This is a genomic window from Gammaproteobacteria bacterium, from assembly GCA_011682695.1.
In the GTDB taxonomy this organism is placed as follows: domain Bacteria; phylum Actinomycetota; class Acidimicrobiia; order Spongiisociales; family UBA4744; genus BMS3Bbin01.
On record JAACED010000006.1, the window covers coordinates 12,555 to 24,809 of the forward strand.

13 protein-coding genes are annotated in these 12,255 nt (G+C 62.3%); 10 read left to right on the forward strand and 3 right to left on the reverse strand.

Translation table 11 applies throughout. The features are described 5' to 3' along the window. Positions 1–124: 124 nt before the first annotated feature. From GWP04_01855 to GWP04_01890, 8 genes are all read left to right on the forward strand, one after another. A complete protein-coding gene (locus GWP04_01855) occupies positions 125–1,429 on the forward strand; it encodes an aminotransferase class I/II-fold pyridoxal phosphate-dependent enzyme (GenBank protein NIA24293.1) in 1,305 nt (434 codons plus the stop codon). A gap of 23 nt (positions 1,430–1,452) precedes the next feature. Further along, positions 1,453–3,162 carry a hypothetical protein gene (locus tag GWP04_01860; protein ID NIA24294.1) on the forward strand — a complete coding sequence of 570 codons (1,710 nt, stop codon included), beginning with the start codon at positions 1,453–1,455 and terminating at the stop codon, positions 3,160–3,162. A gap of 55 nt (positions 3,163–3,217) precedes the next feature. After that, positions 3,218–4,387 (forward strand): hypothetical protein, encoded by a 1,170-nt coding sequence (locus tag GWP04_01865; protein NIA24295.1) that lies wholly within the window; start codon positions 3,218–3,220, stop codon positions 4,385–4,387. A 116-nt stretch (positions 4,388–4,503) separates the two neighbouring features. Further along, positions 4,504–5,253: a helix-turn-helix domain-containing protein gene (locus GWP04_01870; GenBank protein NIA24296.1), complete on the forward strand. Its 750-nt coding sequence runs from the start codon at positions 4,504–4,506 to the stop codon at positions 5,251–5,253. A 16-nt stretch (positions 5,254–5,269) separates the two neighbouring features. Next, positions 5,270–6,505 carry an FAD-dependent oxidoreductase gene (locus GWP04_01875; GenBank protein NIA24297.1) on the forward strand — a complete coding sequence of 412 codons (1,236 nt, stop codon included), beginning with the start codon at positions 5,270–5,272 and terminating at the stop codon, positions 6,503–6,505. Between the two features lies 1 nt (position 6,506). Continuing rightward, the gene (locus tag GWP04_01880) at positions 6,507–7,193 is read left to right on the forward strand and encodes a hypothetical protein (GenBank protein ID NIA24298.1); all 687 of its coding nucleotides are present in this window, start codon (positions 6,507–6,509) and stop codon (positions 7,191–7,193) included. A gap of 16 nt (positions 7,194–7,209) precedes the next feature. After that, positions 7,210–7,527: a TusE/DsrC/DsvC family sulfur relay protein gene (tusE, locus tag GWP04_01885; GenBank protein ID NIA24299.1), complete on the forward strand. Its 318-nt coding sequence runs from the start codon at positions 7,210–7,212 to the stop codon at positions 7,525–7,527. Positions 7,528–7,540: 13 nt separating this feature from the next. Further along, positions 7,541–8,020, forward strand: coding sequence for a hypothetical protein (locus GWP04_01890; GenBank protein NIA24300.1), 480 nt, complete (start codon positions 7,541–7,543; stop codon positions 8,018–8,020). Positions 8,021–8,418: 398 nt separating this feature from the next. On the opposite strand, the gene GWP04_01895 is transcribed toward GWP04_01890, so the two are convergent. After that, entirely contained in the window at positions 8,419–8,910 is a 492-nt protein-coding gene (locus tag GWP04_01895) for a universal stress protein (protein NIA24301.1), read from the reverse strand. Between the two features lie 68 nt (positions 8,911–8,978). On the opposite strand from GWP04_01895, the gene GWP04_01900 reads away from it, so the two are divergent. After that, complete coding sequence (locus GWP04_01900) at positions 8,979–9,488, forward strand: hypothetical protein (GenBank protein NIA24302.1); 510 nt, start codon at positions 8,979–8,981, stop codon at positions 9,486–9,488. 84 nt (positions 9,489–9,572) lie between these two features. Beyond that, positions 9,573–10,337 carry a glucose 1-dehydrogenase gene (locus GWP04_01905; protein ID NIA24303.1) on the forward strand — a complete coding sequence of 255 codons (765 nt, stop codon included), beginning with the start codon at positions 9,573–9,575 and terminating at the stop codon, positions 10,335–10,337. Positions 10,338–10,377: 40 nt separating this feature from the next. Here GWP04_01905 and GWP04_01910 read toward each other — a convergent pair whose 3' ends face one another. Both GWP04_01910 and GWP04_01915 read right to left on the reverse strand, forming a co-directional pair. Beyond that, positions 10,378–11,547: a DUF4032 domain-containing protein gene (locus GWP04_01910; GenBank protein ID NIA24304.1), complete on the reverse strand. Its 1,170-nt coding sequence runs from the start codon at positions 11,545–11,547 to the stop codon at positions 10,378–10,380. Between the two features lie 69 nt (positions 11,548–11,616). Continuing rightward, positions 11,617–12,240, reverse strand: a complete 624-nt coding sequence (locus GWP04_01915; GenBank protein ID NIA24305.1) for an HD domain-containing protein — start codon at positions 12,238–12,240, stop codon at positions 11,617–11,619. Between the last annotated feature and the right edge of the window lie 15 nt (positions 12,241–12,255).

Here is a 12,255-nt window from a genome sequence, read left to right on the forward strand (position 1 = left end):
AACGCAAACCTCGAGGCGTGCTCGCTCTGTCCGCATGGACGGACCTGTGCCGTGGGTGTGACAAGAACCGACTCACGATGTAGGGCAGGTACACTGAGGTGGCTCCGAAGGTGGGGACCTGGGAATGGGGCACGGCTGGTGGGCCGAATGGAAACCGATGCCCTCACCGAACCGTCAAGAGCGACTCCTCAGACGCTTCGAACGTGACTCGCTCGCGGGCGCGAAAGCAGGCGTATTCCGTGTCCGAGTGGAGGATCGTGTCCTCAGGGGTGAGACGATCACCATCAATGGTCGCGAACTCCTCAACTTTGGCATGGCGTCGTACCTCGGCCTCAACCTGGACCCGCGTCTCAAGGCAGGTGCGATCGACGCCATCTCACGCTATGGGCCCGTCTATTCATCGTCGACGGCCTTCACCGCGCTCCCTCTGTATACGGCGCTCGAAGAAAGATTGGAGCGCATGTTCGAAGGACACGTGGTCATCGCGCCGACCACCACGCTTGCGCATCTCGCTGCGCTTCCACTGATCGTTCCCACCGGATCCGACATTCTGATCGATGCGCAGGCACACGAGTCCCTTCGCCTGACCGGTCAGATCCTGCAGGCATCCGGATCGTCCATCTCCGCAGTACCGCACAACGACATGGAGGCGCTTGCCGATGCCGTGGAACAGTCGTCGGCCGCTTCGGTGTGGTATCTGGCCGATGGTGTTTACTCGATGTTCGGGGATCTTGCACCCGTCCGTGAGATCTCGGCACTCATGGACCGGTTCCCGAACCTGCATGTGTACCTCGATGATGCGCACGGCTTCGGGTGGGCGGGTGAACACGGTCGGGGCTACGTGCTGGGCCAGGTGCCCATCCGTGAGCGCATGGTGGTCGCAGGGTCGCTCTCGAAGTCGATCGGCGCGGGTGGGGGAGCGCTCGTCTTTCCGGATGAGAAGACGGCGCGACGCGTCCGAACACTCGGCGGGACGATGACGTTCTCCGGTCCATTGCACCCCGCCGAACTCGGCGCCGCGATCGTCTCGGCGGATATTCACCTCTCCAGCGAGTACGCAGAGCTCCAGGCACGACTCCTGACGCAGATCGAGTTGACGCGCGGTCTTCTCGCGCAACGCCGTCTTCCTGTCGTCGAGGCGGCCGATTCACCCGTGTGGTTCATCCGTATCGGGACGCCCGATGACACGATCGAGGTGGCGAAGCGCCTGCAATCGGATGGTTTCTACGTCAATCCGTCCGGCTATCCGGCAGTTCCGATCGGTTCTGCAGGCGTGCGGTTCTCCAACTCGCTGTATCTGCGAGACGAAGCGTTTGTGGCGCTCACCGATGCACTCGCAAGGCGCGTTCCCGAGGTCGTGGGTGACACGGAGATCGTGATCGATCTGACGGAGAAGAAGTCACCGCATATCGATCCGCTTCAGCGGTGAAGGCCCCATGCCGATATAGCGGCGTGCAATCGTTTCTGAACGTCTGGAAGCAACGTCCGATGTGGCTGCGGTGGTTGGCTGCGGTGGTGTTCGTGCTGCTCTTGGGGTTGGCTGCCGTATCGGCCATGGTTCCCTCCGTGGCGGATACCGCAGGGCCCATCGGCCTCTTCCTCGGAAGCATCTCCGCAGGGGTCACCTTCATCGTCGGGGCTCGACATCTCGACGGGAGAGAGCGAGTCTCGTGGACCCTCGTCGGTGTCGGCCTGCTGCTCATCGCGACTGGTGTGCTCCTGGTGGCGATTGTCTCCTCACTCGCCGAAATGGCGGCCTTTGGACCGCCGGACATCCTCTTTCTCGGTGGGTACGCGTTCGGGATCGTCGGATTTGCGCTCCTCCCACAGGTCGCCTCCGATTGGTCGGAGCGACTGCGTGTGATGCTCGACGGGCTCATCGGAGCGATCTCGATGGGCGTCATCGCCTGGCTTCTGGTGCTCGGCGACCTGCTCGGGCGGTTGCAGTCGTTCACTGCCTGGGAGCGATGGGCCGGCTCCGCGTATCCGGTGCTCGACGCGGTGGCGATGATCGTATTCATCCTGGTGTTCGTGCGGCGCACGGCCTACCGGTTCGACATTCGGCTGGTGTTCGTTGGTGCAGCATTCATCGCCCAGATAGTGGCAGATCTGGCCTATCTGGAGTCAGGCATCGGGCGCACGTTCGCGGAGGCAAGGCCGGTCTACGCAGTCAACATCGCAGCGCTCATTCTCTTCTTCGCTGCTGCGCTGATGGTCCGACTACGTCCCCAGCGCCAGGAATACGCGGCTCGCAGGTCATCGCTGTTTGCGCTGGTTGCTCCATACTCGCTTGCCGCGGCCATGACGGCCATGCTCGTCGTGCGCATCCTCCAGGGGCGACTCGACGTCAACTTCTGGGCGCTTCTATGGGGAACGGTCGCAGTCAGCGCTCTCGTCATCGTCAGGCAGGGTGTCGCCATTCGCGAGAACCGAACGCTCGTCGAGCGTCAGCGAGCGGCACTCGTTTCGTCGATCTCCCACGAGCTGCGTACTCCGTTGACGGCCGTGGTCGGGTTCCTGGACCTCGCGATCAATGAGACGACCCCGCTCGACGCCGAAGAACGAGAGGAACTGTTGCACGTCGTACATCAGCAGGCGGTCTACATGGCACGGATCGTGTCGGATCTCATGCTGCTGGCAAGAGGCAATCTCGACAGCATCGATATCGCTCCGGCGAAGGTTTCCCTCGAAAGCCTCCTGAACGCCGCGTTGGCGACGGTCGATTCCGGCGGGGCCTCCGTAACGGTCGAATCGGACGCCGGTCTCGAGGTCTTCGTGGACTCCGAGCGGCTGCAGCAACTCATTGTGAACCTCGTGTCGAATGCCATTCGTTACGGCAGAGGCCGGGTCGATATCGTGGCGAAGAGGGTGGATTCTGCGCTCGTGATCGAGATTCACGATGACGGACCCGGGGTGCCGAAGAGGTATGAGTTGGCCATTTGGGAGCGGTTCGAGAGAGGTGCCCATCGTCTCGATGCCACGCGACCCGGATCGGGGATCGGACTGGCGGTCGTGCGTGCCGTCGCCGAGGCCCACGGAGGGACGGCCGAGTATCGACGTTCCGAACGTCTCGGGGGCTCGTGTTTCTTCGTGACCTTGCCACGGACGATCATTGAAACGGGTGGAGAGAAGCTCGACCCATCGATTCGACCTGTCGCCTGAGACTGTCCCGCGGTAGGCATACACTCCGATCTGCACACGGAGAAGGGACGGGGCGATGCGATACGGAGTCATCGGTGCGGGACGCCAAGGGACGGCTGCCGGCTACGACATGGCGGTCCACGGCGATGCGCAGGAAGTGATCCTGGCAGACCGAGATCTGATCGTCGCGCAGCGGGCCGCAGCACGAATCAACTCCCTCGTCGGGAGGAGTGTCGCGGTCGCCGAGGAGATCGACGTGGCGAACGAGGATGCCCTGGTTGGCCTGGTGGGGCCGCTGGATGTCTTCCTGTGTGCCACTCCGTTCGTGCTCATCCCCGGGTGCACCCGGGCAGCGATCGCAGCGGGTACCGGCATGGTGGATCTCGGGGGGCACACCGCCACCGTGCTCGATCAACTCGACCTCGACGAGGAGGCACGAGCCGCGCAGATTGCGATCGTTCCGGACTGTGGGATGGGTCCGGGGCTCAACAACACACTTGCGCTGGCTGCGGTAGAGCGGCTGCGGGAGCAGGGAGCGGTTCCTCGTGAGGCCCGGGTCTGGGATGGCGGGTTGCCGCAGGATCCCAAGGAACCGTGGCGCTACGCGCTCTTCTTCCACATCAACGGTTTGACCAACGAGTACGACGGAACGGCACTGGTGCTTCGCGACGGCGAGGTGAGCGAGGTCGATACGCTCACCGAGTTCGAGACGCTCGAGTTCGATGACCTGGGAACGCTCGAGGCCTTCGTCACCTCAGGGGGCACATCGACCGTCCCGTACACGATGGCGGGGGAGTTGGAGGTCTACGAGAACAAGACCCTCCGCTATCCAGGCCACTACGCGGCCTTTCGAGCATTCAAGGATCTCGGACTGTTCTCCATGGATCCTGTCGATGTCGGCGGGACTCCGGTTGTCCCTCGAGATCTCTACCACGCGCTGCTCGGTCCGCAGCTCGAGGGTGACGACGTTCACGACGTCTGCGTGATGCGCGCCGAGGCGATTGGCGTACGCGGTGGTCGGGACGTCTCTGTGCGGTTCGAGCTCGTCGACCGGTACGACCCTGAAACGGGCTTTTCGGCAATGGAACGGCTCACGGGCTGGCACGCGGCGATCATGGCGGAACTCATTGCCCGGGGTGAGGTACCCGTCGGCGTACACCCCGTGGAGCGGGCGGTCTCGCCGCTGCGCTTCCTCGAAGAGGTGCGTGCCCGGGGATTCGATCTGCGTGAGTGCGCTCGCCGATAGGTAGGGACTTTCGACCCTTTCGATCGGGACCTTTGCAGGTCCTGCTAAGTCCTGCAGCAAGATATTATGCACAGTATGCAGAGTATGCAGAGTGCTGCACGAAAGGCAGGTCTCGGTTGGCCGGCATGCTGACATCCAAGGAGCTACAGGAGTTGCTCCAGGTGGATCGCTCGACGATCTACCGCATGGCTGAAGCCGGGTCGCTTCCTGCGGTCAAGGTGGGACGACAGTGGCGGTTTCCGGAGGCAGCCATCGAACGCTGGCTCATATCTGCCAACGCAGGCACCGGTGAATCGCGTGCCGTCGAGCCGGATGACGGGTCCGTCTTGGCCCCCGGCTCGTGCGTCCAGCCGATCATCGACCTGCTCGCCGACATGCTTGGGGTCATGCTCGTCGTCACCGACATGCACGGCGTTCCGATCACCGATGTGTCCAATCCGTGCGGGCTGTTCAACACCGTCGCGCAGATTCCCGGAGGAACCGCCGAATGTATCGCGGGATGGCAGGATCTCGCCGGATCCGCCGACCTCGAACCTCGCTTCACGGGAAGCCATCTCGGCCTCATGTGCGCGCGCTCGTTCATTCGGGTGGGGACCGAACTGAAGGCGATGGTGATTGCCGGCGGTATTGCTCCAGGCGTATGGCCGCCAAGTGATGCAGAGCTGGACTCGATGGCGCAGGGTTTTGGCGCCGATCCGGCGGACCTCGTGGAGCACGTCGACGACGTGTACGACCTCGACGCGGATGCCCGGCAGAAAGTGCTGGAGGCACTGCCGCGTATCGCAGCAATGATTTCTGAGATTACGGCGGAGTTCCAGTCGTTGCGAGGCAAGCTCGAAGCGATTGCCGCCCTCGCCGAGCGATGAACAAGGAGCTGAAGGAATGAGGAAACTGTTGGTCCTGGGCGCCGGTACTGCCGGCACCATGGTGGTGAACAAGATGAGCCACCATCTCGATCCCGACGAATGGCAGATCACGATCGTGGATCAGGAGGAGACGCACTACTACCAGCCGGGGTTCCTGTTCATCCCGTTTGGGATGTACGGACGTAATGACGTCATCAAGGCCAAGCGAGACTACATCCCGACCGGTGTCGAGATGATCGTCTCGGAGATCGACGTGATCGACGCGGACAACAGCCGGGTGAAGCTCGTCAAGGGAGATCGATGGCTGGAGTACGACTATCTGGTCATTGCCACCGGGACGCATCCGAGACTGGACCAGACGCCGGGGCTCCTCGAGGAAGAGAAACTTCCGGAGAACGTCCATACGTTCTACACGCTCGAAGGTGCCGTGAACCTCGCCAAGTACCTGCGATCCTGGGAAGGCGGACGCCTGGTGCTCAACATCATGGAGTTCCCGTTCAAGTGCCCGGTCGCTCCGCTGGAGTTCATCTTCCTTGCCGACTGGTGGTTCACCGAACAGGGGATCCGCGACAAGGTGGACCTGACGTTCGTGACCCCGCTCCCGGGGGCATTCACGAAGCCGATCGCCTCTCGGGCGCTCGGCGGGATGCTGGAAGAGAAGAAGATCACGCTGGTTTCGGACTTCATGCCCGAGCGGGTCGATGCGGACCGCAACACCCTCGTCGCGTTCGACGAGGACGAAGTCGAATATGACCTGCTCGTGACCGTGCCGGTGAGCATGGGTGCCGACATGATCGGCCGGTCGGGACTCGGAGATGAACTGAATCACATTCCGGTCGACAAAGAGACGTTCGTTTCCAAGAAGTACGACAACATCTTCGCTCTGGGCGACGCCGCAGCATTGCCGACATCCAAGGCGGGGTCGGTTGCACACTTCGCCGTCGATATCTGGACCGAGAACTTCCTTCGGTACATCGACGGCCTCCCCATGCTCGAGAACTTCGACGGTCACGCGAACTGCTTCATCGAGTCGGGCTTCGGCAAGGGGCTCCTGATCGACTTCAACTACGACACGGAGCCGCTTCCGGGCAAGTACCCGCTTCCCGGCGTCGGCCCGTTCTCGTTGCTGCAGGAATCCGAGATGAACCACTGGGGCAAGATGATGTTCCGGTGGATGTACTGGAACGTGCTGCTCAAGGGCAAGGAAATGCCCGTCACCTCCTATATGACGATGGCGGGGAAGTGGAGCTGAGATGAGCACCACCACGACCGACGATGTCGTCGAGCTGAGCCGCAAGATCGACCAACTCGCCGCCCAGGTGCAGTTTCTCACGGAGGAGGCACTCGTAGCGAGGGAGCGTCGCCAGGAGCGAGATGAGCTCATGGCCGACATCACGCCGCTCGCCGGCGAGGCATATCGGTATGCAGTGCGTCAGCTCGAACAGGTAGATCAGTACGTCACGCTCGACGATATGACCCACATGGTCAAGAAGCTGTTGCGGAACGTCAAGAATCTCGAGGAGTTCCTCGACAGGATGGAGAGCATCAAAGAGTTCGTCGAGGACGCGACTCCGTTGACGCAGAGCGGAGTCATCAGCCTGATGGACGCGTTGCAGGATCTCGAGCACCGCGGCTACTTCGGGTTCATCCGAAACGGCGGACAGATGCTGGACAAGATCGTCACCAATTTCACGGAGGAAGACGTACGCGCATTGGGCGACAACATCGTGCTGATCCTTCAGACGGTGCGTGAGATGACTCAGCCCGAAGTGATGACGATGCTTCGAGACGCGACGACGGCGGTCCGTGGACAAGAAGTTCCGGAAGACGTCACGTGGCGGGCGTTGGTTCGCCAGATGCGCGATCCGGCGATGAAGAAGGGTCTGGCGAAGCTGATGCTGACCCTTCGAACGATTTCCGGCGAACAGCCGGGCAAATAGTAACAAAGGAGAAGCCATGGCAACGGAAGTGATTGCCGGACATGAGATCAGCGTCGACGACGAAGGTTTCATGACCGACCCAAGCGAGTGGAGCGAAGAACTCGCCCAAGAGCTCGCCAAGGAGATCCACATCGATGCGCTGACCGAAGACCATTGGAAGGCGATCCGGTTCCTGCGAGAGGACTACGCGGAGACGGGGGAGACGGCGACGATCCGGCGAGTGTCGATGCAGACGGGTCTGACGACGAAGCAGCTATATCGGCTCTTTCCGAAGAAGCCTGCCAAGAAGATGGCGTACATATCCGGTCTTCCAAAGCCGACCGGCTGCGTGTGAAGGGAGAACACTGATGCCGAAGTTCGATGATGAGACGGACCGCAAGGTCAGCATCATCCTGAGTAAGGGGAGTCTGGACTGGGCGACCGCAGCGATGGTGCTCGCCAACGCGGCAGTCTCCGAAGGGACCGAGCTGCACCTCTTCTTCACTTTCTACGGCATGGATGCCGTGCTGAAGAAGAAGATGGATCGTCTCAAGGTCACGCCTCTCGCGAATCCGTCGATGGGAATGCCGAACGCGGTTGCCGCCCTGCCGGGAGTAACGGCGATGGCGACGGCGATGATGAAGAAGATGATGAGGAAACAGAACGTCCCCGAGCATCGCGACTTCATTCAGATGATCGCCGATGCGGGTGGCCATCTGCATGTGTGCCGGATGACATTCGACATGTTTGGATTCAAGGAGGACGATCTCTACGACGAGGTGGAGGATGTGCTCAACGCGTCCGATTTCCTCCAGATTGCCGAGGGTGGCCAGATCATCTTCATCTGATTGCAGACTGTTGGAGGGGGTCCGCGAGGGCCCCCTCTTTCGTTTTACCCACGCTCGCTGTACTCGGTATCTGGTATTCGGTACCGCGACCGGCATCGCTGCCAGACCGTAGGGCGGGCGTGGCGGCCCTCGGCGGCGACCGGAAGACGGCAGAACTCGCTTTGCTCGCCGTGGGGAGAAGTGTTCGCCTCCTCCCCCGAACGACCGCTTCCTCCCCCAGGAGGCCCCAGGGCCTGTTTCCTCCCCCAGGAGGCCCCCACAGGGCCGACGTTGGGGGAGGTGCCGCACCGGCGGCGGAGGGGGTCTTGGGAGGTGGCCTCGGGGCTTTGGCCGAGGCCGGAGGGGGTTCTGGGAGGTGTCCCCCTTGGAAACGGAGGGTGCCCCGCCGATCTGCACTCCTAGGAGCGGGGACCGTCCTCGTGTTCGGCGGGCGGGACCAGGATCACCGGGACGTGGGTGTGTTCCATGACTTCGGCAGAAACGGAACTCCATGCACCGTCGTTGAACAACCTGCGGGTCACACCGAGGAGGACGAGGTCGGCTCCGATGGTGTCCGCCGTGTCGCAGATCACCTTGGCGGGATCCGATCCCTCCAGGAAGAGCTTGTTCGGAAGCATGCCTCTGGCGATCAGTGCAGCCAGGACGGGGGCAGCGAGTCGCTCACCGCGTTCCTCCACATAGCGGGCGGTTCGTGCCTGTTCGCTCTCGCTGTCAGGGGGGAACTCGGTGAGCGGATGCCACAGCTCGAGTTCCAGAGTATCGAGGAACTCCTGGGGAGCAGGAACGACCGTGAGCACCGAAACCTCCCCGGTGGTACCCGCGAGACGCAGAGTCAGGTCCGCGACGGGGCCCGGGGGAAGCACACCCGTGGTGGCTATCAGCACATGCACGCCCCTAGGGTAAACGAGTTCTCGGATCAGAGGTCCTGCTGGAGGCTTCTGTCGGGTACAGTGCGCGCATGTCCGAGCCGACTCGCGAGCTGCTCAACCAGGTGACGTGGATGATTCCGAATGCGCTGGCTCTCATTGGAGCGCGCTCCGGGGAAGAGTGGAATGCCATGACGGCTTCGTGGATCACTCAAGTTTCCATGGAGCCGGTCTCGATAGCCGTGTCCATCGACAAGAAGGCGCTGACGCACCGGCTCGTCAGTGAGAGTGGGGCTTTCTCCGTGAATCTGTGGTCGCCGGATGACACCCGCGTCTTTGTGAAGTTCTCGAAGCCGGCCACGAAGGAGGGAATGCGCCTCAACGACCGGCCCGTCACAGAAGGCGTGACCGGCGTGCCCGTTTTCGAAGCGTCCGTCGCGTGGATCGAGGCAGCCGTGATCGACGCCGTCGATGTCGGCACACACACGCTGTTCATTGGCGAGGTCGTCGCTGCCGGCAAGGATCCGGCCTATCAGGGGCGGGCAGCATCCATGGATGACACGCGGATGAAGTATGGAGGGGTGCGTCGAGGAGGACATTGAGTTTCGGGTCCTCCCTTGGCGGTTGCCCATGTCGCAGAAGGTCGGTGGCCGGGTCCGGTACGATACGGAGCCGGAGGTGAGGGCATGGACATTCGCGTCGATGACAAGGTTGCGCTGATCACAGGCGGCAGCAGAGGGATTGGGGAGGCTATCGCCAGAGAGTTTCTCGCCAGCGGCGCCACAGGAGTCGTGATCACAGGCAGGAAGCAGGCAGGGCTCGAGCAGGCCTTGGAAGAGATCGACGGAGGCGATCGTGTCATCGCCGTGGCCGGAGGCGCCGACGATGCAGAGCATGTCACGCGCGCCGTGCAGCAGACGATTCGTGAGTTTGGCTCCTGCGATATCCTCGTCAACAACGCGGCGACCAACCCGGTCGCAGGAAACATCACCGACATCGACCTCGGGGCACTCGACAAGACATGGTCGGTGAATCAGCGCGGTCCGCTCATGTTCGCTCGAGAGGTCTGGCGGCAGTGGATGCGCGAACACGGCGGCTCGATCGTCAACATCGCGTCGGTCGGGGGCCTGATGCCCGGGCCGCTGCTCGGAGCGTACAACGTGTCCAAGGCGGCGCTCATTTTCATGACGCGACAGCTCGCTTTTGAGATGGCCCCGTTGGTGCGGGTGAACGCCGTCGCGCCGGGCATCGTGAAGACCAAGTTCTCACGGCTTCTCTGGGAGATGAACGAGGAGGCAGCCGGTGGCCTCCATCCTCTGAAGTGTCTCGGGGAGGTGGAAGATGTGGCCGCGGCGGTCCTGTTCCTCGCATCGGACGCCGCTTCGTGGATCACCGCGGTGACCATTCCGATCGACGGAGGGATGACCGGGGCGAGACCGGGCATCGGGTAGGGAGGGTATCCGGTACCGGATACCAGATACCCATCAGGTATCACTCGGGTGGGTAGCCGGGCCGCCCGGCTTTGATCCAGTCGGCGAAAGCAGCATCTGTCCCAACATCGCATCCGGCGTCGACCGACATCAGGTAGCGATGGCGGAGGAGATCGCAGTAGGCCTGGACGGCATCATGAACTTCCGGGATGTCTCGCAGACGCTGCAGCGTGGGCTCGAACGCGTCGACCCGCCACTGGACGGCTGCGACGGGAGGGGGGAGTTCGAACTTCACCGCGTAGTAGTAGAGGTCGTCGAGGATTTGACGTGCCTGGCGTTCACCCGCTTCGACGCCGGTCAGCTCTTTGAGCTTGTTGGCGTGGAACGTGCGTCCTCCGACTCGGGTCCGCACCTCGAGTCGGTCTCCTGTGGCGGCGACAGAGACTTCTTCCACGTTGAAGCCGAGATCGTTGATCCGGTTGATTCGCTCTGCGATCTTGAATCGCTCGTCGGGTCCAACGACCCACACTGCCGAGAGTTCGTCCCAGAGGGCGCGATATCGCACGGCAATGTCTTCTCCGAGGGAGAGGTCGGCGTCGTCGAGCGGTATCCCTCGTTCGGCGGCGATATCGGCCATCCCGCCGGCAACGTTCTCGATCATGATCGCAAGATCTTCTTCACGCTGGCCGTCGGTCAGGCTGGGCCGAATGGATGCGGTTTCGGCATCGACCATGCGGGTTTCAAGACCGTCCGCATCCCAGCGGTACAGGGTGTTCGACAGGGAGCAATCACCCCAGAAGCATCCCGCGAGGTGCAGTTGCACGAGGAGTGAGGCGAACGCATCGAGCATCTGATTACGACGGGCGCCGAATCCGGGTCCCTGCAGGAGCTCACGATACGAGAAGGAGTAGTCGAGATAGCGTGTGACGAGTGCTGCCGAGATCTCTGCTGCGGCATCGTCTGCCCTCCCGGTCACCAGTCCGATCGCGGTGACGGCCGGAGCATTGAGATCTTCCAGGGTGCGCAGTGCCTCGTACTCACGACGGGCTGCGTCGGTCGGGAGTTCTTTGATCGCATAGATGCCATGGCGATAGGACACGAACCTGACCTCGTGTCGGGAGATTCCACGGGGGAGGTCGACGAGTCTCGTCGAGGTCCATGTGTCCAAGGGCCGATCCCAGGACAAGTCCAGGAAGTCCGGGTGGCTGGGACGAATCGTGATCTCGGGCATGGGCGAACGTTAGTGCCTCGACAGACAACCTTTGCGGCGTTCGCACCCGACGGGCATCTTCGGTTACGACTACCTGAGGGCTCTGGGAAGACCGGACGAGCGCTCCGTCTGAGAGCGGCTCAGGTGGTGAGCACCCGATGGTCTCATCAGCATCGCCGCAACGACGGCTGGATCGAACTGGCTGCCTGCGTGAAGCTCGATCTCGCCCAGCGCGATCTCTGTGGAGAGTGCCGCCTGGTACGGACGCTCACTGGTGATGGCGTCGAAGGCGTCGGCAACGAAGAGAATGCGGGAGAGATAGGGGATGGCGGTTCCCGAGAGGCCTCGCGGATAACCGCCTCCGTCGAACCGTTCGTGGTGGAACAGGACCGCCGTGGCGATCTCGGGGTGGACGAGGCCTTCAAGGAGGAGGAACCCTTCTGCCGGGTGGCGCCGCATCTCCTCCCACTCTTGGTCGGCGAGCGGTCCGGGTTTGTTCACAACGTGACTGTCGATATGGATCTTGCCGACATCGTGCAAATGGGCCGTCACGTGGAGTCGTCGCAGTTGTTCGGTCCCGAGGCCGAGTCGGGTCCCAAGGGTTGCTGCGATGCGGGCAACACGTGCTCCATGATCCACCAGCCACGTTTCCTGCTCCGAGATGAGGTCCGTGAACGTGTCGATCGTGTCCGTGCGTCTTCCAAGTCCTATCACAATGCGTAGTGTGCC